General features: G+C 62.0%; 22 protein-coding genes and 1 tRNA gene. 15 read left to right on the forward strand and 8 right to left on the reverse strand.

Translation table 11 applies throughout. The features are described from left to right. Positions 1–41 precede the first annotated feature (41 nt). On the forward strand, positions 42–2105 hold the full coding sequence (locus tag Q0887_RS09045) for a S9 family peptidase (RefSeq protein WP_299194147.1): 2064 nt from the start codon (positions 42–44) through the stop codon (positions 2103–2105). Positions 2106–2204: 99 nt separating this feature from the next. Here Q0887_RS09045 and Q0887_RS09050 read toward each other — a convergent pair whose 3' ends face one another. After that, positions 2205–3191, reverse strand: coding sequence for a MipA/OmpV family protein (locus Q0887_RS09050; RefSeq protein WP_299194148.1), 987 nt, complete (start codon positions 3189–3191; stop codon positions 2205–2207). A gap of 147 nt (positions 3192–3338) precedes the next feature. Between Q0887_RS09050 and crtY the strand changes: the two genes are divergently transcribed. The 8 genes from crtY to Q0887_RS09090 all read left to right on the forward strand — a co-directional run bounded on the left by crtY (position 3339) and on the right by Q0887_RS09090 (position 12378). After that, a complete protein-coding gene (gene crtY / locus Q0887_RS09055) occupies positions 3339–4595 on the forward strand; it encodes a lycopene beta-cyclase CrtY (protein ID WP_299194150.1) in 1257 nt (418 codons plus the stop codon). Further along, positions 4592–6169, forward strand: coding sequence for a phytoene desaturase (locus Q0887_RS09060; protein ID WP_299194151.1), 1578 nt, complete (start codon positions 4592–4594; stop codon positions 6167–6169). The genes crtY and Q0887_RS09060 overlap by 4 nt, the downstream gene beginning before the upstream one ends. Positions 6170–6174: 5 nt before the next feature. Beyond that, the gene (locus Q0887_RS09065) at positions 6175–6756 is read left to right on the forward strand and encodes a TIGR00730 family Rossman fold protein (RefSeq protein ID WP_299195298.1); all 582 of its coding nucleotides are present in this window, start codon (positions 6175–6177) and stop codon (positions 6754–6756) included. Between the two features lie 9 nt (positions 6757–6765). Then, on the forward strand, positions 6766–7722 hold the full coding sequence (locus tag Q0887_RS09070; RefSeq protein WP_299194153.1) for a phytoene/squalene synthase family protein: 957 nt from the start codon (positions 6766–6768) through the stop codon (positions 7720–7722). Beyond that, positions 7719–8252, forward strand: a complete 534-nt coding sequence (locus tag Q0887_RS09075) for a hypothetical protein (protein ID WP_299194155.1) — start codon at positions 7719–7721, stop codon at positions 8250–8252. Before Q0887_RS09070 ends, Q0887_RS09075 begins: the two co-directional genes overlap by 4 nt. Positions 8253–8314: 62 nt before the next feature. Then, positions 8315–8785 carry a hypothetical protein gene (locus Q0887_RS09080; protein WP_299194157.1) on the forward strand — a complete coding sequence of 157 codons (471 nt, stop codon included), beginning with the start codon at positions 8315–8317 and terminating at the stop codon, positions 8783–8785. Beyond that, a complete protein-coding gene (locus Q0887_RS09085) occupies positions 8782–10674 on the forward strand; it encodes an acetyl/propionyl/methylcrotonyl-CoA carboxylase subunit alpha (RefSeq protein WP_299194158.1) in 1893 nt (630 codons plus the stop codon). Before Q0887_RS09080 ends, Q0887_RS09085 begins: the two co-directional genes overlap by 4 nt. A gap of 153 nt (positions 10675–10827) precedes the next feature. Beyond that, positions 10828–12378 carry a carboxyl transferase domain-containing protein gene (locus tag Q0887_RS09090; protein ID WP_299194160.1) on the forward strand — a complete coding sequence of 517 codons (1551 nt, stop codon included), beginning with the start codon at positions 10828–10830 and terminating at the stop codon, positions 12376–12378. Here the strand turns inward: Q0887_RS09090 and Q0887_RS09095 are convergent. Further along, positions 12375–13607 carry a multidrug effflux MFS transporter gene (locus Q0887_RS09095; protein ID WP_299194162.1) on the reverse strand — a complete coding sequence of 411 codons (1233 nt, stop codon included), beginning with the start codon at positions 13605–13607 and terminating at the stop codon, positions 12375–12377. The two genes, Q0887_RS09090 and Q0887_RS09095, sit on opposite strands and share 4 nt — an antisense overlap. 130 nt (positions 13608–13737) lie before the next feature. On the opposite strand from Q0887_RS09095, the gene dinB reads away from it, so the two are divergent. Then, positions 13738–14859: a DNA polymerase IV gene (gene dinB / locus Q0887_RS09100; RefSeq protein WP_299194164.1), complete on the forward strand. Its 1122-nt coding sequence runs from the start codon at positions 13738–13740 to the stop codon at positions 14857–14859. Here dinB and Q0887_RS09105 read toward each other — a convergent pair. The 4 genes from Q0887_RS09105 to Q0887_RS09120 all read right to left on the reverse strand — a co-directional run bounded on the left by Q0887_RS09105 (position 14856) and on the right by Q0887_RS09120 (position 17221). Beyond that, the gene (locus Q0887_RS09105) at positions 14856–15356 is read right to left on the reverse strand and encodes an NUDIX domain-containing protein (protein ID WP_299194166.1); all 501 of its coding nucleotides are present in this window, start codon (positions 15354–15356) and stop codon (positions 14856–14858) included. The two genes, dinB and Q0887_RS09105, sit on opposite strands and share 4 nt — an antisense overlap. Then, a complete protein-coding gene (locus Q0887_RS09110) occupies positions 15344–15964 on the reverse strand; it encodes a 6-phosphogluconolactonase (protein WP_299194167.1) in 621 nt (206 codons plus the stop codon). The genes Q0887_RS09105 and Q0887_RS09110 overlap by 13 nt, the downstream gene beginning before the upstream one ends. Positions 15965–16053: 89 nt before the next feature. Then, the gene (locus tag Q0887_RS09115) at positions 16054–16515 is read right to left on the reverse strand and encodes a DNA starvation/stationary phase protection protein (RefSeq protein ID WP_299194169.1); all 462 of its coding nucleotides are present in this window, start codon (positions 16513–16515) and stop codon (positions 16054–16056) included. A gap of 142 nt (positions 16516–16657) precedes the next feature. Further along, positions 16658–17221: a hypothetical protein gene (locus Q0887_RS09120; protein WP_299194171.1), complete on the reverse strand. Its 564-nt coding sequence runs from the start codon at positions 17219–17221 to the stop codon at positions 16658–16660. 118 nt (positions 17222–17339) lie between these two features. Here Q0887_RS09120 and Q0887_RS09125 point away from each other — a divergent pair, with 118 nt between their 5' ends. Genes Q0887_RS09125 through Q0887_RS09140 form a run of 4 tightly spaced genes read left to right on the forward strand, consistent with a single transcriptional unit; the run spans position 17340 to position 19945 of the window. After that, on the forward strand, positions 17340–18134 hold the full coding sequence (locus Q0887_RS09125; protein ID WP_299194173.1) for an SDR family oxidoreductase: 795 nt from the start codon (positions 17340–17342) through the stop codon (positions 18132–18134). A gap of 10 nt (positions 18135–18144) precedes the next feature. Further along, positions 18145–19074 (forward strand): MBL fold metallo-hydrolase, encoded by a 930-nt coding sequence (locus tag Q0887_RS09130; RefSeq protein WP_299194174.1) that lies wholly within the window; start codon positions 18145–18147, stop codon positions 19072–19074. Beyond that, positions 19071–19538, forward strand: coding sequence for a YeeE/YedE thiosulfate transporter family protein (locus Q0887_RS09135; RefSeq protein ID WP_299194176.1), 468 nt, complete (start codon positions 19071–19073; stop codon positions 19536–19538). Before Q0887_RS09130 ends, Q0887_RS09135 begins: the two co-directional genes overlap by 4 nt. Then, positions 19535–19945: a DUF6691 family protein gene (locus Q0887_RS09140; protein ID WP_299194178.1), complete on the forward strand. Its 411-nt coding sequence runs from the start codon at positions 19535–19537 to the stop codon at positions 19943–19945. Before Q0887_RS09135 ends, Q0887_RS09140 begins: the two co-directional genes overlap by 4 nt. A gap of 105 nt (positions 19946–20050) precedes the next feature. On the opposite strand, the gene Q0887_RS09145 is transcribed toward Q0887_RS09140, so the two are convergent. Together Q0887_RS09145 and eda are read right to left on the reverse strand one after the other, a co-directional pair. Then, a tRNA-Gly gene (locus Q0887_RS09145) sits at positions 20051–20124 on the reverse strand. Positions 20125–20173: 49 nt separating this feature from the next. Beyond that, positions 20174–20815 carry a bifunctional 4-hydroxy-2-oxoglutarate aldolase/2-dehydro-3-deoxy-phosphogluconate aldolase gene (gene eda / locus Q0887_RS09150; RefSeq protein ID WP_299194179.1) on the reverse strand — a complete coding sequence of 214 codons (642 nt, stop codon included), beginning with the start codon at positions 20813–20815 and terminating at the stop codon, positions 20174–20176. Positions 20816–20971: 156 nt separating this feature from the next. Between eda and Q0887_RS09155 the strand changes: the two genes are divergently transcribed. Further along, positions 20972–22465 carry a CoA-acylating methylmalonate-semialdehyde dehydrogenase gene (locus tag Q0887_RS09155; RefSeq protein WP_299194181.1) on the forward strand — a complete coding sequence of 498 codons (1494 nt, stop codon included), beginning with the start codon at positions 20972–20974 and terminating at the stop codon, positions 22463–22465. The last annotated feature ends 5 nt before the right edge of the window (positions 22466–22470 follow it).

Consider the following 22470-nt stretch of genomic DNA (forward strand, 5'->3'; position numbering starts at 1 on the left):
GAGGCACGCATTATCCCCATGAGAGAGGAAACACCGACGTTATGAACCGTCTGACTCTGACTACTGCCACCCTCCTGGCCACCGTATCGCTGGCTGCCACCGCTCACGCGCGTCCGATGACGCCTGAAGACGTCGCCAAGCTTGAAAGCGTCGGCGCAATCGCGGTTTCGCCCGATGGCAGCCGCATCGCCTACACGACTTCCAGCCTCCCCGATGTGACCGAAGGTGAGGACAATGGCGGCTCCACCAGCGAGCTTAACGTTACCACAGCACCCGATGCCGCGCGGCAATATCTGCCCGAAGACATCTCGCCCGGCGGCGTTGCCTTCTCACCCGATGGCCGGATGGTGACGTTCCTGTGGTCAAAGGACAAAGATGACCGTGCGGTCTGGGGGGTTCCGGTCGATGGCGGCACCTATGTGAAGCTTGCTGCGGTCGAGGATACGGGTGTTCGCAGCTACCGCTTCAGCCCAGATGGCGGCACAATCTTCATGCTCACCGGCCCGGGCGAAGACGAACAACGCGAAGCCCAGCGCAAGGGCGGGTTCACCGCGCGCGTCTATGAAGAAGAATTCCGACCTGCCCGCCTGTTTGCGGCCACCGTTGGCGAAGAACTGGACGAGGAACCGCGCGAGATTGCGCTTCCAGGTTTTGTGAGCGCCTTTGACGTATCCTCCGATGGCCGCATGGGTATTATCGAGACGACCCCGACCCCGCTGGTCGATGACAGCTACACCTCGATGCGAGTCAATGTGATCGACCTTGCGACCGGCGAAGTGACCGCCGTGGTCGAAACACCCGGCAAGATCGGCGATGTCGAAATTTCACCTGACGGATCGCAGCTCTCGCTGATCGCTGGCGTCGATATGAACGATCCGGCTGCGACGACCTTGCACCTCGTGGACACTGCAACCGGCGCTTATCGCGCGCTCAATGCAGGCGCTGCCGAGGCCGCGCGTGATGCCGAATGGCTGCCCGATGGCCGCCTCGCGGTTGTCGTGCATATCGGCGTTCAGTCCGAATTGCGGGTCTATAACGCCGATGGCAGCGTCGATCACGCGCATGATCCGGGCGAGCTGATCCTCACCCGCGTCGAAGCCGCCGGAGACCGGATTGCGGTTGCGGCCAACTCGCCGCAGCACCCGACCGAGTTGTTCGTCTGGGCCGATGGCGGATTCCAGCGCTGGACCAGCCACAATGAATGGCTCAGCGACATCACCTTTGGCGAACAGCGCGCCTACACTTTCACCGCGACCGACGGGCAAGAGGTCGAAGGCGTGCTGATCCTGCCGGTTGGCGGCGTTCCCGAAGGCGGCGCTCCGACGATCATGAACGTCCATGGCGGCCCCGAAGCGCATGACAGCAATGGCTGGCAGACCGCTTACTCCAAGCCGGGTCAGGTTGCCGCCGGACAGGGCTATGCCGTGTTCCTGCCCAATTATCGCGGATCGACCGCTTACGGCGTCGATTTCTCCAAGCAGCATCAGGGCAATTACACCGATCCTGAATTCCGCGATATCGTCGATGCCAAGGCCGCTCTGGCTGCTGACGGGATCACCGATGCGGACCGCACCGGCATCACCGGCGGCTCCTATGGCGGCTATGCGAGCGCATGGGGCGCGACCTATTACTCGGCAGAATTTGCAGCGTCGGTGATGTTTGTCGGCATCTCCGACCAGACCAGCAAGTTCGGCACCACCGACATCCCTTACGAGATGTACAATGTGCACAGCCGCGCTTGGCCATGGGACGATTGGCAGAAGATGCTCGAAGTCTCGCCGATCTACTACACCGACCGCGCGACCACGCCGATCCTCATCATGCATGGTGAGGAAGACACGCGCGTTGATCCGTCACAGTCGATGGAGCTCTACCGCTTCCTGCGCGTGCGCCAGCCTGACACGCCAGTGCGCCTCGTCTTCTATCCCGGCGAAGGGCACGGCAACCGCATGGCCGCGAGCCGGTATGACTACAATCTGCGCATGATGGAGTGGTTCGACACCTATCTGATGACGGGTGATCGCACCGCCGAAATGCCCGCCCCGCGCCCGCAACTGGCAGAAGGCGCCAAGGGGGCAGAGGCTCCCGAGGCAGAAGAAGAGTAAACCGGAAGACCACGTCTGGTTCTGAACAAGAAAAGGGCCGCTCTTTTTGAGCGGTCCTTTTTCCTCGTGGCTCGCGCCATCAGCGATTTGTTGCTCAACCTAGAACGTGTAGCCCAGCCCGATCCCGCCGATCAGCTGGTTCGCGCTGCCTCGTTCCAAGGTGTATGGCGTATCGGCTGCGTCACCAATGAGCCGCGAATATCCGACAATTGCGTAGACACTCAGCCCGCCATTGAGCGCATTCCCATCCAGATCGACGGTCACGATTCCAGTCGTGCCAATCGAATTGAGCCCGCCATCGGCGGTGAATTGCGCAAGCCCGCTGGAGGCGCTTTGGGCGGGACTGACTGAATAATAGTAATCGGCAAAATCATCATCGACGAAGCTGGCGCTCGCGCCAATCTGCACTGAGGCTGCTCTGCCGACCGGCGTGAAATAGCCTACCCCCGGCTCGATCAGCATGCCGTCATGCGCACCGGCCACATCCCAGCGCACTTGCGCCGACAGCGAAACGCGGTCTCGCGGCCCGAATACGCCCGGGAAGGATACACCGGCATTCGCGCCCACTTCAAAGGCGCTGTCGAGTTCACCTGTCAGTTCGACCACATCGTCGCGGATTGACCCATTGCGATCATTCCTGAAGCGGAAGGACGGACCAAAGGAGAAGCTCGGCGCGGACGAACCCGGGCGCGCTGAAGGCTTGGACAGCAGATCGAGGTTGAAACCCGGCCCGTTGGGGCTGATGCCAACTCCGCCGACGTGGCCTACAATCAGCGGGAGCGGGAACAGGCGGTAGTCGTCAGACCCAGAGTAGCTCGGCACGACTCCGACACCGATCCCGACCGTGACCCATGTATCATCGAACACGGTTTCAAAAGGCGGGCCGCCTCTTGCTCCTTCGGCGCGCACTCCAGCGGGCGGCCCCTGGCGCGCGGTGCCTTCAGGCGGCTGGGCCTGGACGTCTGGCGCAGATGCAGCACTCGCATCGGTTTCGCTGCGCTCGGGCAATTCTTCTGCGGCAAGCGGGGCTGCAAGCAGCAAAGCACTGAGCGCGGCAAAGCCGGTGGAGGTCGGAAACATTGTCATAACAGCCGGTTCCTTATCGGATCAGAGAAGCATCCTGCCCACCAGCAGGTGCAATAGCTACGCCGGATATCGGGCGATGGATGCTTAAGGGCGCGAAACAAGCTCGTCATTGATCCCGTCTGCCCACTCGCCTAGGCGAATATACGGATGAACGACACTCAAGTATCCCCCCGCATTGGCCAACAGCTCGATTGCGTCATTGTCGGCGGAGGTCTTGCAGGCGGGCTGATCGCGCTCGCACTTCAGCGCGCAAGGCCCGATTTTCGCATCGCTCTGGTCGAAGCGGGCAAGGTGCTGGGCGGCAATCATCGTTGGAGCTGGTTTGACAGCGATCTGTCCGGCGAAGGCCGCGCGCTGCTTTCCGGATTTCGCCAGACCGAATGGGACGACGGCTACGAAGTCGCCTTTCCGCAATATTGCCGCGCGCTGAAGACGCCTTACCGCTCTATGGCCTCAGCCGATTTTCATTCAGGTTTGGTGCGCGAACTGCCCGAGGATGCGTTGATGCTGGGGCGCAAGGCGGTGAGTCTTGATGCGCGCGGGGTCGATATCGAAGACAGCCAGGGACAGGTCACGCGGTTAGAGGCGCGCAGTGTGATCGACTGCCGCCCGTTCGAGCCAAGCCTGCACCTGACCGGCGGCTGGCAGGTCTTTCTCGGGCGGCACATGCGCATGGAGCAGCCGCACCATATCAGTCGTCCGGTGATTATGGATGCGCATGTCGATCAGCTCGCTCCCCATGGCAATGGCGGCGCCTATCGCTTTGTCTATGTCCTGCCGCTGGGCGCGCATGACCTGTTTGTCGAAGACACCTATTACGCCGATGAGCCTGCGCTCGATCGCAGCGCGCTTTCGGCCCGGATTGACGCCTATGCAACAGCAAAGGGCTGGTCGGATTATGCCATCCTCGGCCATGAAACAGGTATGCTTCCGGTGCTGACTGGAGGCGATTTCGCTGCCCATCAGCGTTCAGTGCGTATCGAGGGCGTGACGCTGGCTGGCGCACGCGGCGGCTTCACCCATCCGCTCACCAGCTACACACTGCCAATGGCCGTCGAAAACGCCATCGCGATCGCGCGCGACGCCGATCTCACTGGCCTGCAACTGTCCCTGATGTTCGAAGCGCGCGCGCGGCGGCATTGGAGCAGAACCAGTTTCTACCGCCTGCTCGCGCGCATGCTGTTCCACGCGGCAAAGCCGGAACGGCGCGTGCAGATCTTCCAGCGTTTCTACCGCCTGCGCCCTGGATTGATCGAACGCTTCTATGCCGCGCGTTCGACCCTTATGGACAAGACCCGCATCCTCGCTGGCAAACCTCCGGTATCCATCATGCGAGCAATCGCCGCTATATTCTCGCGCGGCACTGCGCTAACCCGCAATCCTACTCCCAAGGACAATGAATGATCGCAGAAGGCACTCTCGACTTTGATCCGCCGGCCAGCGGCGCGCGCGGGATCAATCCGGCCTTGGCGGAGAAGTATTCCGGCAAGCGCGCTTGCGTGATCGGAGCGGGCTTTGGCGGCATGGCGCTGGCGATCCGGCTGCAATCGGCAGGCATCGCCACAACCGTAGTCGAAGCGCGCGACAAGCCGGGCGGCCGCGCCTATTTCTGGCAGCGCGACGGCTTTACCTTCGACGCTGGCCCCACCGTCATCACCGACCCGCCCTGCCTCGAAGAACTGTGGCAGCTCACCGGCCACGACATCGCCGAAGATGTCGAGCTGATGAAAGTCCATCCGTTCTACCGGCTCAACTGGCCCGACGGCACCAATTTCGATTATTCGAATGTCGAGGCGGAGCTGAACGCCGAGATCGCCAAGATCAATCCCGATGACGTGGTCGGCTATCAGGACTTCCTGCAATATTCCGCCGACGTCTATGAAGAGGGCTACGTCAAGCTCGGCACGGTGCCGTTTCTCGACTTTAAGTCCATGCTCAAAGCTGCGCCTGCGTTGGTGAAGAAGCAGGCATGGCGCAGCGTTTATGACATGGTCTCCAGCTTCATCGAAAGCGAGAAACTGCGCGAGGCTTTCAGCTTTCACACGCTGCTGGTCGGCGGCTCACCGATGAAGACCAGCGCGATTTACGCTCTCATCCACAAGCTTGAAAAGGATGGCGGCGTGTGGTGGGCGCGCGGCGGAACCAACCGGCTGATCGCAGGCATGGTGCGTCATTTTGAACGGCTAGGCGGCACAATGCGCGTCGGCGATCCGGTGGTGCAGGTCCATACAATGGGTACCGTTGCAACCGAGGTGGAAACGAAATCGGGTTGGAAGGAGCGTTTCAACGCGGTGGCCTCCAACGCCGATATCATGCATTCCTACAAGGACTTGCTGAGCGAAAGCGCGCGCGGGCCCAAATACGCCAAGTCGCTTGCGCGCAAGAGTTTCTCACCATCGCTCTTCGTTGTGCATTTCGGGCTGGAGGGCACATGGCCGGGCATCCCGCATCACATGATCCTGTTCGGCCCGCGCTATAAGGGGCTGGTAGAGGACATCTACAAACACGGCGTGCTGCCGCAGGATTTCTCGATCTACCTGCACCACCCGACCGTAACCGATCCGAGCATGGCCCCGCCGGGCAAAAGCACGTTTTACGCGCTGGTCCCGGTCGCGCATATGGGCAAGCTCGCGGTCAATTGGGACGAGGTCGGCCCGCAATTGGAAAAGGCCGTGCTCGACGAAGTGGGTCGGCGGATCATCCCCGACATTCACGACCGGATCGTGACCAAGTTCCACTACGCGCCCAAGGATTTCCGCGAGGACTTGAGCGCCCATATGGGCAGCGCCTTCAGCCTAGAACCGGTCCTGTGGCAAAGCGCCTATATGCGCGGACATAACCGCGACGATGTGATCCAGAACTTCTACCTCGTCGGCGCGGGCACGCATCCGGGCGCAGGGGTGCCCGGCGTCGTCGGCAGCGCGAAGGCAACCGCCGGTCTTGTGCTGGAGGATTTGGCGAGTAAGGCGTCGGCATGAGCACCATGAAACGCCTCGCTGTCTATTGCGGATCAGCCTCTCCCGAAGACCCGCGCTACCTCCAGCTCGCGACCGAAGTCGGCGCGGGCCTTGCGACCCGCGGCATTGGGGTCGTCTATGGGGGCGGGCGGCTCGGCTTGATGGGTGCAGTAGCCAAGGGCGCTCTTGATGCGGGCGGCGAAGTCATCGGGGTCATCCCGGAGGCGCTCGCCAATTCCGAAGTCGCAAACCACGATTGCACCGAGCTTCACACCGTTTCAGGAATGCATGAGCGCAAGCAGCGTTTCACCGACCTCTCCGATGGCTTTGTCACCATCCCCGGCGGTGTCGGCACGATGGACGAGTTATGGGAAGCGATGAGCTGGGCGCAGCTGGGCTATCACTCCGACCCTGTCGGCCTGCTCAACGCATTCGGCTTTTACGACGATCTGATCGCTTTCAACACGAAGATGGCCGAGGTTGGCTTTGTCCGCCCGGCGCATCAGAACATTCTCGTCCATTCCGAAACGCTGCCCGATCTGCTCGACAAGATGGCGGCCTATGAAGCGCATACGCCGATCTTCCGCATGAAGGCGGAAGACCTTTAGGTTCGCGCCATGGCCACCGACGCTGCAACCCGCACCGCTCTGGTCGAGCATGCCCGCCGGACCATCAAGCAGGGTTCGCAAAGCTTCTCCGCCGCGTCGCGCCTGTTCGATCCTGAAACCCGCGAGCGCGCATGGCTGCTCTACGCATGGTGCCGTCGATGCGATGACATTGCCGACAACCAAGTCATGGGCGGAGAATTGGGGGACCAGTCGGACCTCGACAGCCGCCTCGCGCTGATCCGCAAGCTCACGGCAAAGGCCTTTGCCGGCGAGCCGACCGGCGATCCGTCATTCGATGCACTGGGCGTGGTTGCGCGTGAATGCGGCCTCACCCCCGCCATGGCCGACGATGTGATCGAAGGCTTCGCGCTCGACGCCGCTGACTGGCGGCCGCGCACAGAGGCCGACATGATGCGCTATTGCTTCCATGTTGCAGGAGCTGTGGGCGTGATGATGGCGGTGGTTATGGGTGTCTCACCCGATGACCAAAACACGCTCGACCGTGCCTGCGACCTCGGCCTCGCCTTTCAGCTGTCCAACATCGCCCGCGATATTGTCGAGGATGATGCCGCCGGGCGCTGCTATCTGCCGACTATGTGGCTCGTCGAGCAGGATATCGAGCCCGGACAGCACACCAAGCCGCATCACCGCGAGGAGCTGGCCGAAATGGCCGCGCATCTAGTGAAACTGGTTGAAAAGCACGAAGCCGCCGCGCGCGTGGGAGCCGAACGTCTCCCTTTCCGAAGCCGCTGGGCCGTGCTTTCCGCTGCGCGCATCTACGGAGCCATCGGGCGCAAAGTGCGAGCGCGCGGAACCGAGGCGTGGAATTCGCGCACTGTCGTACCGCGCTGGGAGAAAGCGCTATACGGCGCGCGCGCCTTTCTCTCTGCGATCATCAACCGCGAGAAGCATCCCGATGGCGAGATCACGTGGGGCATCGCGGACTTCAGGCCTAAAAAGGCATGAGCAAGGCTGTCCCAACTGGTTGGCAATTGCTGCTCGGGACGTTTGTTCTCACCGTCCTCATTCATCTGCTGCATGAAAGCGCCCATGCGCTGACCGCGATCGGCTTTGGCGTAAGCGGGGTGATGAGTTCGAACACGGTCGGTTACACTTCTCAAATGAGCCTAAGCGCGGTGCTCGCCGCCACCGCCGCGGGTCCCGCCCTAATGATGCTGTTCGCGCTCGCAGCCGCATTCAGCAAGTGGCGCTGGGCGCCCACCGTGCTTTTCATCGTCTTCTTCCAGCGCGCCATGGCGGCAATTATCAGCGCCATCTCCGCTCCAAATGATGAAGCTCGCCTCAGCCTCCTGCTTGGCCTTGGCCCGTGGGCAATCTTTGCGCTGACTGTTGGCGTAACCGGTTTGCTCTTCCTCCGCCGATACCGGGCAGAGACGCTGGGTTGGAAGTGGTTCGGTATCAGCTATGTCGGCTTCAGCCTCGGCCTTGCACTGGTCGTGCTGGGCGACGGTATTCTCTTCCGCATCCGCTTCTAAAGCGCGCGACTTTTGGCACCACAGACTTGAAGCGCGCGGCTCCACAGCGTAGCGGAATAAGCATGAGAAACTCCCTCCTTTTTGCAGCGCTTCTGGGCCTTTGTGCGCCCGCGATAGCCGATGACCACCAAACCGAAGATGACCGCGCCGCAGCAGCAGTTGCCGCATTCATGGAAAGCTTCAACGCCAAGGACGAAGCAGCAATGACTGCTCTTGCCATGGACGGCGCGATGGTAACCGTGATCGAAGAGAAAGACGGCGAGGACCGCTTGCAGACCCTGCCTCTGGATCGGCTGATTTCAAGCATCGCGGGCGCACCAGTCCCGATGGAAGAGCCGATCTGGAATATGCGCGTCATGCGGGACGGACCCGTCGCCACCGTGGTCGCCAGCTTCGACTTTCTGATCGACGGCCAGCGTTCGCATTGCGGGACGAACATCTTCAACCTCGTACGCGTCGAAGGGGAATGGCGGATCGCCGGGATCGCTTATTCGCATATCGAACAAGGCTGCACGGGAGCGCCCGAACAATGATGAAGAAGCTCCTCATCGCCAATCGCGGCGAGATTGCCTGCCGGATCATGCGCACCGCGCGCGAAATGGGGATCGCCACTGTCGCGGTCTATTCCGATGCGGATGCCAAGGCGCTGCACACCCGCACGGCGGACAAAGCGGTCCATATCGGCCCCTCGTCCGCAGCCGAGAGCTATCTCGTCGGTGAGAAGATCATCGCGGCGGCTAAGCAGACGGGCGCGGAGGCGATCCACCCGGGTTACGGCTTCCTTTCCGAAAACGCCGACTTCGCGCGCGCGGTGATCGATGCCGGGCTGATCTGGGTCGGACCAAAGCCTGAGAGCATCGAGGCGATGGGTCTCAAGGACGCCGCCAAAGAGCGCATGATCGCAGCAGGCGTGCCTGTAACCCCGGGCTATCTCGGCGAAGACCAATCGGTCGAGCGGCTTTCCAAAGAGGCCGACGCAATCGGCTACCCCGTGCTGATCAAAGCCGTCGCAGGCGGCGGCGGCAAGGGCATGCGCAAGGTCGACGCACCAGAGAATTTCGCCGCCGATCTCGAAAGCTGCCGGCGCGAGGCCAAGGCAAGCTTTGGCAATGACGAGGTGCTGCTGGAGAAGTGGATCACCTCTCCGCGTCATATCGAAGTGCAGGTCTTCGGCGACAGCCACGGCAATGTCGTCCACCTGTTCGAGCGCGACTGCTCGCTCCAACGCCGCCACCAGAAGGTGATCGAGGAAGCCCCCGCCCCCGGCATGGACGAGGCCACCCGCGAGCAAATCTGCGCCGCCGCCGTACGCGCTGCGAAAGCGGTCGATTACGAAGGCGCTGGCACGATCGAGTTTATTGCGGACGCTTCGGAAGGCCTGCGCGCCGACCGCATTTTCTTTATGGAGATGAACACGCGGCTTCAGGTCGAACATCCGGTGACTGAAGAGATCACGGGTGTGGACTTGGTGGAATGGCAGTTGAGGGTTGCGTCAGGTGAGGCGATTCCGCTCAAGCAGAATGAGCTGAGCATCAATGGCTGGGCTATCGAGGCGCGGCTCTATGCCGAAGAACCCTCAAAAGGCTTTTTGCCGAGCATCGGAAAACTCGAATATCTCAACATTTCCGACCACGTCGCGCGCGTCGACACCGGGGTCGAGCGCGGGGCGGAGGTCACGCCCCATTACGATCCGATGATCGCGAAGGTCATCTGCCACGCAGACTGTCGCGAAGAGGCGATCGAGGCGCTGCGCCAGTCCACAGGCAATGTGCAGGTCTGGCCGGTCAAGCAGAACGCGTGGTTCCTGTTCCGCTTGCTTGACCTGCCCGAGTTCAAGTCGGGCGACATGACAACCGGCTCTATCGCCGATCACATCGACGATCTCACCGCGCCACCTCAGTTACCGCGATTGTCGCTCGCGCTCTATGCCGAGGACCTGCTTTATGCCGATGTTTGGGGAGACGATTTCGCGCGCCAAAGAGGCATTGGCGGCTTCCGCCTGAACGCCGACCACAAGGAATCGGTCCGCCTCCTGATCGATGGCGAAGAAGTCGAGGTCGATCCACAGTTCGACGGTGACGATCCGGCGTTCGACCTAACGATCGAAGGAAATGTCGGGAAAATTTACTTCTCGAACGGCGCGGCCTTCAACGTTCAGCCTTTCCGCCACGATGGATCGGGGGCCGCCACCGCCGCAGACGGCGCCATCATCGCCCCCATGCCGGGCAAGGTCATCGCGGTCGATGTCACCGAAGGCCAAACCGTTACCGCAGGCGAGCGCCTGATGGTGCTCGAAGCGATGAAGATGGAGCACGCGCTCACCGCGCCGTTTGACGGGACTGTCACCGAACTCGCCGCCAGCGAAGGCGGGCAGGTGCAGGTTGAGGCGGTGCTTTGTGTGGTGGAGCCGGCGGGGGACTAGGCACGCAGCCTGTTTTTCGTCATTGCGAGCCGAAGGCGAAGCAATCCAGCTTCTGACCTTGCATACTGTTGAAACGGCAGGAGATGGATTGCCGGGTGGCGCTTTGCGCCGTCAACGACCCCGGCTCCGCCTCCTCGCAATGACGAGGTTTTTATGTCGTGGCAGGCTGAACTGGAAGAACTCCGCGCCCGCGAAGCGCTTGCCGAGCAGATGGGCGGCGAGGCCAAAGTCGCGCGCCAGCATTCGCGCGGCAAGATGGACGCGCGCGCGCGGCTTGCGGCCATGTGCGACCCCGGTTCCTTCCGCGAGATCGGCAAGATTGCGGGCAAGGGTCACTATGATGAAAACAGCGACCTGAGCGGCGTCACCCCTGCCCCCTTCCTGTTCGGCAAAGCCACCGTCAATGGCCGCCCGGTTGTCGCCACAGCCGACGATTTCACCATTCGCGGCGGTGCGGCGGATGCCGGGATCAAGCGCAAGATGGTTCAGGCCGAGCAGATGGCGCATGAGCTCAAACTGCCGATGATCCGCATGATTGACGGCACCGGAGGCGGCGGCAGCGTCAAGACGCTCGAACAGATCGGCGCGACCTATATTCCTGCCGTGCCCGGCTGGGGCGATGTGGTGAAGAACCTCGACACAGTGCCCGTGGTCGCACTCGCGCTTGGCCCGACAGCGGGTTTGGGCGCGGCGCGCACGGTCGCCAGCCACTATTCGATCATGGTGCGCGGGCTGTCGCAGCTCTTCGCAGCTGGTCCGGCTGTAGTCGACGCAATGGGTTCAGATTTCGAGCAGAACAAGGACCATGGCCGTGCCAAGGAAGAGCTTGGCGGCGCGGATATTCACACCCGCAACGGCGTGGTCGATGACGAGGTTGCAAGCGAGGCTGAAGCCTTCGCCCGCGCGCGCCACTTTCTCAGCTTCATGCCCGAACATGTCGGCCAGCACGCCCGCCGCGCTGAACCGACCGACCCAGCAGACCGGCGCGAGGAAGCGCTGATCAGCCTCGTGCCGAAAGACCCCAAGCAGGTCTATTCGATGCGCCGCGCTATGGACCTGATCCTTGATCGGGGCACCGTGTTCGAAATCGGCAAAAATTGGGGCCGCGCCGCGATCACGGCATTTGCAAGGCTCGATGGCTGGCCGGTCGCCGTGGTGGCAAGCGATCCCTCGTTTCTCGGTGGATCATGGGAAGCCAAGACCAGCGAAAAGGTCGAGCGCTTCGTCAAACTTGCCGATCAATTCCGCCTGCCTATCGTCCATTTGGTCGACAACCCCGGCTTCATGATCGGGCGCGAAGCGGAGATGGCGGGCACGATCCGCTACGGCGTGCAGGCGATGAACGCGATCTACAAGGCGAGTGTGCCGCTCGCCAGCATCGTCATGCGCCGCGCCTATGGCATCGCCGGCAGCGCGATGAGCAATGCCGACCGCTATCAATACCGCTATTGCTGGCCGAGCGGCGATTGGGGCAGCCTGCCCATCGCTGGCGGGTTGGAAGTCGCCTACAAATCCGAGCTCGAAGCCGCCGAAGACCCTGCCGCCGAACTGGAAGCGATCAAGGAAAGGTTGGCGAAAGTCACCTCGCCCTATCGGAGCGCGGAATTGTTCAATGTCGAGGACATTATCGACCCGCGCGACACGAGGCCTCTACTCTGCGAATTTGCCGATCTGGCTTGGCGGTTGTTGAAGGCTGAGGGTTAGTTCGGCGCATTAGGGCGAGCAAACAGCCGCCCCTTTTCGCTGAACAACACAAAGACCAATCCCGCCAGCCCGCAGCACAGCATCGACACCGCCAACGGAACTGTCGTCCCGTCATATTGGTAGCCGATGAAACCGCCCAGGATCGAGCCGGTTCCCATGCGAAGCGCTGTGTGTGCGCTGCTCGCCGCGCCTGCAATGCTCCCAAAAGGCTGCATCGCGATGGCCGAGAAGTTCGATCCGATAAAGCCGAGCATCGCCATATTGAGGCTGAGCAGAACGACAAATTCAGCGAGACCCTGCCCGCCATTGATCGCTGACAGCCACATGACGCTGCTGATCGCGATGAAGCCGATCAGCGCCGTGTGCCCGACCCTGCGCGCGCCGAAGCGCTCGACGATGCGTGAGTTCGTAAAGTTGGATACCACCATGCCAGCCACCGCGCCGCCAAAGATCAGGGCGAAGTAATCACCCATGCCAAAGGCCTCTCCAATCAGCTGCTGCGAGGAATTGAGGAAGCCGAACAGGCTGCCGAAAACCAGCGCGCTGCCCAGGACATAACCAACCGAACCGCGCACAGAGAGCGCCTTGCCCATATTCTTCAAGATCGTCGCAGGGTCGATTTCCTGCACATTTTCCGGCGCGAGGCTTTCGGGTAGGCGCAGCCAGACCCAGAAGCCAACCAGCACGCCCATCACCGCCATCGCGCCGAAAATCGCGCGCCAGCCGGCGACCATCATGATCCCTTGTCCCACGGCGGGCGCAAGGATCGGGACGAGCAGGAAGATCATCATGATGAGGCTCATGAGCCGCGCCATCCGGTCTCCGCCAACATGATCGCGCACAATGGCTGCGGGAACGACCGAAAGGCCTGCGCAGGCAATTCCCTGGATCACGCGGATTGCGATCAGCGACCAGAAATCGCTCACCAATGCGCAAGCGAGCGACAGGACGATATAGGCGACCAGACCCACTGCCAGCACCGGACGGCGGCCAAAACGGTCGGCAAAGGCTCCGGGGAAGAACGCCCCGATACCTGCGCCGAGGAAATAGGAGCTGATGACCAGCTGCCGGTCATTGCCGCCGGCATCCATCTCGGCAGCCATCTCGCCAAGCGCGGGCAGCATGGCGTCGATGCCGAAGGCCTGCAGGCTCATCAGCAGCGCCATCAGCACGATCATCTCGCGCTCGCCCAGTGGCAAGCGGGCAGGAGGGGCAGATTTTGCGGCCATGCAAGCGTCCTTGGGGGCAAGCGCCAGATATTGGAAGCGCGATTTTTGCCAGCACGGGGGATGAAACCGGTGAGCGCGCGACACGCAGTGGGTGTTCCGCATTGGCGCAAAGCCGCTTAGGATGCGCGCAATGGCAGAGGCTGAAGACAAGGATGAGGAAGACGGCGCGGCAGGCCTGCGCAAGATCATCCATGTCGATATGGACGCCTTCTTCGCCAGCGTCGAACAGCGTGACAATCCCGAATTGCGCGGCAAACCAGTGGCGGTTGGCGGATCTGGCGGGCGCGGCGTGGTCGCAGCCGCCAGCTATGAAGCGCGCAAATTCGGCGTTCGCAGCGCTATGCCTTCGGTCACCGCCAAGCGGCTATGCCCCGACCTCATCTTTGTCCGCCACCGCTTTGACGCCTACAAAGAGGCCAGCCGCCAGATCCGCAGGATATTCGAGCACCACACGCCTCACGTGGAGCCGCTCAGCCTCGACGAAGCCTTTCTCGATGTGACCGAGGACCGGCTTGGGATCGGCAGCGCAACGCGGATTGCCGAGCTGATCCGGCAGGAGATCAGAGCCAAGACCAAGCTGACCGCGAGCGCGGGAGTGAGCTACAACAAATTCCTCGCCAAGATCGCCAGCGACCAAAACAAACCCGACGGGATCTGCGTGATCCGTCCAGGGCAAGGCGCGGATTTCGTCGCGGGGCTGCCGGTCAGGCGGTTCCACGGCGTTGGTCCGAAGGCCGAGGAGAAGATGAAGCGGCTGGGCATAGAAACCGGCGCTGATCTGGCCGCGAAGGATATCGACTTTCTGCGCAGCAATTTCGGGAGCTTTGCCGACTACCTCTACCGCGCCGCGCGAGGCATCGACCTGCGCCCGGTGCGCGCGCACCGCGTGCGCAAATCGGTTGGCGGTGAACGGACATTCAGCGAGGACATCTCAAGCGGCGCGGCCTTGCGCGACACGCTGGAGAACACGATCGAATATGTCTGGGACAGTATCGAGCGGTCAAAAGCACGCGGGCGCACAGTTACGCTCAAAGTCAAATTCACCGACTTCCAGAACATGACCCGCTCGAAATCCACCTCGGATTGGATCGAGAGCAAGAGCGAGTTCGCAGAGATCAGTCGCGCCTTGCTCGAGGAAGCATTGCCTTTGCCTATGCCGATCCGCTTGATGGGGCTGACCCTGTCCAACCTCGACCAAGGAGAGGATGCCAAGACCGAAGCACCCAAAGACGGCCAGCTATCGTTGCTCTAACCGGGTAAGCCCCTCGCCTGCCACGCCTCGATCCGGCGTCTTGTGGTTCTCCCCAAGGGTTCCGGCAATGAATGCGAGGGGAAGAAGCGCGCCTCGATCACTTCGCGTCCGTCAGGCACCGGGTGCGCGAGGCATATTGCGGTGAAAAGATGTGCGGTGTGCGGGCTTCCTGACAATTCCTCGTCCAGATTGGCGAAGCGTTCAATGGCTTCGATGGTAATCCCCAGCTCCTCGCGCACTTCGCGCCGCGCGCAAGTCTCCGGGTCTTCGCCCTTGTTGAGCCCGCCGCCCGGCAGCGCCCATACCTGCGGGCCGTAGGAATGGCGCAGCAGCAGCACATCGCCGGACAGGTTCGTCAGCACCACACTCACCCCCTCAATCGGAGTGCCGCGCCATTTGCGCCAGCTGTGCCGGATGCGGTGGGCAAGCGGCATCAGCGCGCGGTGGATGCGCGCGGGCAGCAGCCGCTCGATAGTCTGGACAATCAGGTGAAGCATGTCACCGTCTGACTCACCCCGCGCAGCAGCCTCGCGACTGGCAGATCGCTCTCGCCCGCCGCCGCCGCGTCAAAGACCGCGCGTTTCTCTTCGCCGCGAATGACGAACATCAGCGCGTCGGTGCGCACCAATGCGGGCAAGGTCAGCGTGATCCGGTCGAACGGCGCGTGCGGGGGCAGCGGATCGGGGGTCAGGACGCGGATGCCTTGCGCATCGTCCGTCTGCGGATCGATGTTGGGGAAGAGCGAGGCGATATGCCCGTCCTCTCCCATGCCGAGCCAGACGAGATCGAATGCGGGCACGTCGAGATCAGGGGCAAGCGCGACCACCTTGGCACCGACCGGCTCGAACAATGCGCGGATTTTGCCGGTGTTCGACGCCTCGTGATCTTCGGGAACGATCCGGTCGTCATTGGGCCAGATTTCCAGCCGTGCGAAGTCCAGATCACGCTTCACCAACTCGGCAAAGATCGGAAACGGGGTTGAGCCGCCGGGCACGCAAATCGCGACGGGCGTGTCTTTCGCGGCGAGCCTTTCAGCGATCCGGTCGCCCAGCCACTGCGCAATCTGCGCGGCATCGCGGTCATGGACGTATTCAATGTCGGTCATGCGATCCTGCATAGCAAAAGGGCCGCCCCCGCCTAGCGGAAACGGCCCTTTTAATGTGGACGCGTCGTGCGCACCCCTGATGCCTCGCCTTAGCCAAGCAACGAGCTCAGGAACCACACGCGCTCTTCGGCAGCGTCTGTCCAGTCGTCGAGCAGGCCGTCGGTGGCGTTGTCGCCAGCGGCTTCCGCGGTGTCTTTCATCGATTTGAGGCGGTCGACGAGGCGCTGATTGTCGTCACGCAATTCGCGGATCATGTCTTCAGCGCTCAGAGTGGCGCTGTCCTGATCCTTCACCTGCGTATGCTGGGCGATCATACCAATCGAAGTGATCGTGTCGCCGCCCAGCTTGCGCGCGCGCTCACCAATAGTGTCGATTTCGCCTTGAATCGCCAGCGCCTGCTCGTCGAACAGCAAGTGCAGGTCGCGGAAGCGCGGGCCCTTCACGTGCCAGTGGAAATTCTTCGACTTCACATAGAGCGCGAAGTGATCGGCCAGCAGGCCATTAATCTCAGCAACCATCTGGGTTTTCGAATTGGTTTTGGGGTCAACCATCTTGTCCTCCATAGGAAACAGCTTTGCGTGCAAGGCGGAGCCAGGATTGGCCTGCCGCACCGCTTGGGTGTGCATGTTATGGCGGGGGCAATTCGGGCGTTTGCTATGTGGAAGTTCAATTCGCAGTGATCGAAGAAAACGATCACAGGAACATAAAACGAGCGTTCAATCCGATTACTAGTGCCGCGAACATCATGCCCACCGCTAGCGTCAAGCGGATCGCGCGCAGCGGCCATTTCTGCAACGTCGAAAGGCCAAGCGACCAACCCAGCGCTACCGCGACGACCCCACCAATCGCTCCGCCAATCATCGCCGTGGTCGGATAGACCGCTGCTGCGGCAAAGGCGAAAATCACGAAGCGCGCGGCATCGCCGATCTGGCGGAACAACAGGACCGCTCCGATAGCGATGTAGGAGCGGGTTGGCTCTTTCATCGGCTTCACCTTCACCCGCCACGCCAGCTCGATCGCGGCAAAGCCAAGCGCGAAGGCGACCAGCATATTGGCCGCGCGCTGGGGCAGGATCGCCGCGATGCTCGCGCCTGCATAGGCCATGACTCCGGCGCTCACGATGGCGCAGATCGCGCCGGTAACCAGCAGTCCGCCCGTGCGCTCAAGCTCGGTCGAGAATTGCGCCACGATCAACTGCTCGCGCCCGCCCAGCGCGATGGTGAATGTGAGGATGAGGCACAGGAGGAAGGAATCCATCGCCCTCCCCTAGCACGCCGCGTCCGCCGCGCCAGCGCATCAACCATTTTCGACAGCTAGCGGTGGTCCGTGATCCGCACTAGGCTGGCACGCAAGACAGACAGGAGAGAAAGCAGCAATGAAACTCGAAACAGGAATGGCAGCCGTGGTCACAGGCGGCGCATCGGGTCTTGGCCGGGCGAGCGCGGCGGCGCTGGCCGAAGCGGGGCTGAAAGTCGCGATCTTCGACATCAATGACGAAGACGGCGAAGCGCATGCCGCAGCGATAGGCGGGACATTCCACCATGTCGACATCATGGACGAGGCATCGGTCGAAGCAGGCTTTGCCGCCGCCCGCGCCGCCAACGGGCAGGAGCGCGTGACGGTCCACTGTGCAATGGCATCGCGCCGCGGCAAGACGGTCGGCTATGACAAGGCAACCGGCGGCTACAAGCGGCTCTCTACCGAGGATTACGAATTCGGCGCGAAGGGCGTGCTGGTCGCAAGCTACCGCGTGGCCAGTATATCCGCGCTCGGCATGGCCAATGCGGAGCCGGTCAATGATGATGGAGAGCGCGGCTCGATCACTCTTACCGCCAGCGTCGCCGCGCAAGACGGGCAGATCGGGCAAGTGGTCTATGGTTCGTGCAAGTCAGGGGTGAACGGGCTGGTCCTGCCGATGGCGCGCGACCTGATGGACCTCGGCATTCGGGTGAACTCGGTCATGCCGGGGATCTTCGCCACCCCGCTGATGCTAGGCATGAAGGACCGCAACCCGCAGATGTGGGACCAGCTCAACGCCAGCGTCCCCTTCCCCAAACGCCTGGGTGAACCCGAAGAATTCGCTTCACTGATTTGCGAAATCGCTCGCAATTCCTACATCAATGGCCATCAGTTCCGGCTCGACGGCGCGATCCGCATGCCGCCGAAATAGGAGGTCGCCAATGGCCGAAGACATCGTTCTGGATCTTGCTCGCGCACAGATTGCCGCCGCGCAATCCGATGCAAGCATGCGCCCGTCAATTGCAGGGTTCTTCGACGAGGCGACCAACACAATCAGCTATGTCGTCCACGATCCCGCCACACGCGAGGCGGCGGTGATCGATTCCGTGCTCGATTATGAAGCTGCTTCGGGCCGAACATCGCATGGATCAGCGCAGCGCATCATCGAATATGTCGCTGCCAATGATCTGTCGGTCAGCTGGCTGATCGAAACCCACGCTCACGCGGATCACCTTTCAGCCGCGCCATTTTTGCAGGAAAAGCTGGGCGGGAAGCTGGCGATCGGCAAGGACATCATCCGCGTGCAGGAAGAGTTCGGCAAGCTCTTCAACGCTGGCTCGGATTTTGAGCGTGACGGGAGCGAGTTTGATCATCTCTTCACCGATGGAGAGAGTTTTGCCTTGGGCGGGATCGCAGCGATATGCCTGCACGTCCCCGGTCACACCCCGGCCGATATGGCCTTCATAATCGGCGATGCAGCCTTTGTCGGTGACACGATGTTCATGCCCGACTTCGGAACCGCGCGTGCAGATTTTCCCGGCGGCGATGCGCGGCAGCTTTTCCGCTCAATCCAGCGCCTGCTCCGCCTGCCCGATGCGACACGGATATTCCTGTGCCACGATTACAAGGCTCCGGGGCGCGAAGATTATGCGTGGGAGACGACGGTCGAACAGCAGCGCCGCGAGAATGTCCATGTGCGCGAAGGCATATGCGAAGACGAATTTGTCGAAATGCGCACTCGCCGCGATGCCAGCCTAAACATGCCCGCATTGATCTTGCCATCGGTGCAGATCAATATTCGCGGCGGCAGATTGCCCGAACCGGAGGATAATGGCGTGAGTTACATCAAAATCCCGATCAACGCGGTATGACCGGCGCGCTTGACCTGACCTTGCCCGGCTTTCCCGATGCCGCTCCGGTCGATGGGCTCGTCGGAGGCATTCTGATCGGATTGGCTGCGGCAGTGATGCTACTCGGCGCGGGCCGGATTGCTGGAATCTCAGGGATCGCTTCAAGAGCGGTGGGCCTATCGCAAAGCTCGATGCCGCGCAGTTCGGCATGGCTATTCCTGCTGGGCCTGCCGGTCGGAGCGCTAATTGTAGCGGCGATGCAAGGAGGCCTGTCTGCCCAATTTGCCTCGCCCGCTTTGCTGGCGATTGCCGGCCTGATCGTGGGCTTTGGAACCAAGATCGGCAGCGGCTGCACCAGCGGGCACGGCGTGTGTGGGATGAGCCGCTTTTCGCAGCGCTCGATCATCGCAACACTCACCTTCATGGCGACCGGCTTTGCCACGGTCGCGGCGATGAATGCGCTCGGGATCGAGGTGCTACCATGATTGGCCGCGCGATAGTTCCGGCGCTTTCGGGCGTCCTTTTCGGCAGCGGGTTGGCTTTGGGCGGGATGACCGACCCGGCGAGGGTGCGTGGTTTTCTCGACCTCTTCGGTGATTGGGACCCGACGCTCGCCTTTGTCATGGGCGGAGCGGTGCTGGTGATGGTTATCGCATGGCGCATCCAGTCCCGCCTCTCCGCGCCGGTTTTTGCCGAGGGCTTCGCTCTGCCAGATGCAAGCGATCTCACGCCGCGCCTGATCGGCGGGTCCGCCCTGTTCGGGATTGGCTGGGGGATCGCCGGGCTTTGCCCCGGACCTGCCGTGGCCGCGCTTGTGATCGAACCGGTATCAGCGGCAATCTTTATCGCCGCAATGGTAGCCGGAATGGGGCTCGCCAAGCTGATGGATTAGTAGCCCTGGAGGGTTTGGAGCAGGTGGACTCGAAGCGCGCAGCGCGGAGAGGGCCTTGCGCACAATGGCCTACGGAACCGAAGCCCGCGAAAGGAACGAAGTGACTGGAGCGGGTGAAGGGAATCGAACCCTCGTCGTCAGCTTGGGAAGCTGCTGCTCTACCATTGAGCTACACCCGCAAGGTGCCGCGCGCCGTCTGCTATGTGGCGGCGCCTGCGTCAAGCCGCTTTAGCCGCGAACGCCGCGCGCGATCTCGACCGCATTCTCGGCGAGAACGGTCACTGCATCGAACCGGCCCGCTGCAATCGCGTCCTTGGGCGTGAGCCAGCTGCCGCCGCAGGCGATCACGCTGGGGAGCGCGAGGAAATCGGCCAGGTTTTCAGGTGATACGCCGCCGGTTGGCATGAAGCGCATCTCGCGGAACACTGACGAGAACGCCTTGAGCATTGGCACGCCGCCGGCAAGGCTGGCGGGGAAGAACTTCACTTCGCGCAGGCCCAGCGCATATGCGCGTTGAACCTCGCCAGCGGTCATGCAGCCGGGGAAGAAGGGAATGCCCTGATCGAGGCAATAGACCGCAATCTCGTCCACCAATCCCGGCGAGACGATGAACTGCGCGCCGCTCGCCACCACCGACTTCGCCTGATCGAGAGTCAGGACAGTACCAGCGCCCACTACCATATCCTGCGTTTGAGCAAGGATCGCTTCCATCCCCGCCTGCGCATTGTCAGAGCGCAGCACAACCTCAAGCACACTCAGCCCGCCTTGACCCAGTGCGCGCGCGACTTTCACTGCGGCCTTGGGATCGTCCTCTGCGATCAGCGGAACGACAGGGGCCGATTGAAGACGGCTGGTTAGGTCAGTGCTCACGAGAATCTCCGTCAGGAATGCGCGCGCGAGCGTTAGGGGCAATTTCTGCTTCGGGCAATCATCTGGCGGGCCAGAATGCCCCCTATCTGCTTTGACCCTTGCCAGCCGCGCGCCGTAACGTCATTTGGGGCGCATATTTCAGGAGTCATAACCCTCATGCGTCAAGTCGACCACTTCATCACCGGCGAAAGCCCCGCCGCCACCCGCAAGCACCAGATCTGGAACCCTTCGACCGGCGAAATTCAGGCCGAAGTCGCTTTGGGCGATGCCGCACTGCTCGAACGCGCAGTCGCCACTGCCAAGGAAGTCCAGCCCGCATGGGCCGCGACCAACCCGCAGAAGCGCGCGCGGGTGATGTTCAAGTTCAAGGAGCTGATCGAGGCGAACATGCAAAGCCTCGCCGAGCTGCTTTCCAGCGAGCACGGCAAGGTTATCGACGATGCCAAGGGCGATGTTCAGCGCGGTCTGGAAGTGATCGAATATGCTTGCGGCATCCCGCAGGTGCTTAAGGGCGAATACACGCAAGGAGCTGGTCCCGGCATCGACGTCTATTCGATGCGCCAGCCGCTTGGCATCGGTGCGGGCATCACACCGTTCAACTTCCCCGCAATGATCCCGATGTGGATGTTCGGCATGGCCTGCGCAGCGGGCAACGCCTTTATCCTCAAGCCTTCCGAGCGCGATCCCTCGGTGCCGGTGCGGCTGGCTGAATTGTTTGTCGAAGCGGGCGCTCCCGAAGGGCTGCTTCAGGTCGTGCACGGCGACAAGGAAATGGTCGATGCGATCATCGACCACCCTGACATTCCCGCGATCAGCTTCGTCGGAAGCTCGGACATCGCGCATTACATCTATCATCGCGGCGCGGAGAACGGGAAGCGCGTGCAGGCCTTTGGCGGCGCGAAGAATCACGGAATAGTGATGCCTGACGCTGACCTCGATCAAGTGGTGAACGACCTTGCGGGCGCGGCCTTCGGTTCGGCAGGCGAACGCTGCATGGCGCTGCCTGTGGTGGTGCCGGTGGGCGAGGACACCGCAGACCGTCTGCGCGAAAAGCTGATCCCGGCGATCAACGCGCTTCGCATCGGCGTCTCAACCGATCCGGATGCGCATTACGGCCCTGTCGTCACGCCTGAACACAAGGCACGGGTCGAGCAGTGGATCACCACCGCCGAAGAAGAGGGCGGCGAGATCGTGGTCGATGGCCGCGGCTTCACGCTTCAGGGGCACGAGAAGGGCTTCTTCATAGGCCCCACCCTTATCGACCGTGTGACCCCCCAGATGAAAAGCTATCAGGAAGAGATCTTCGGTCCCGTACTCCAGATCGTGCGCGCCAAGGATTTCGAAGACGCCGTGCGCCTCCCGAGCGAGCATCAATATGGCAACGGCGTCGCCATCTTCACCCGCAACGGCCACGCCGCGCGCGAATTTGCCAGCCGCGTGCAGGTCGGCATGGTCGGCGTGAACGTGCCGATCCCCGTTCCGGTGAGCTACCACTCATTCGGCGGGTGGAAACGTTCGGGCTTTGGCGACATCGACCAATACGGCACCGAGGGCCTCGCCTTCTGGACCAAGAAAAAGAAGATCACCCAGCGCTGGCCCGATGGCTCCCCCGATGGCGGAAACGCCTTTGTCATTCCGACGATGGGGTGATTGGA

Origin of the sequence: uncultured Erythrobacter sp. (assembly GCF_947492365.1) — a bacterium.
GTDB lineage: Bacteria > Pseudomonadota > Alphaproteobacteria > Sphingomonadales > Sphingomonadaceae > Erythrobacter.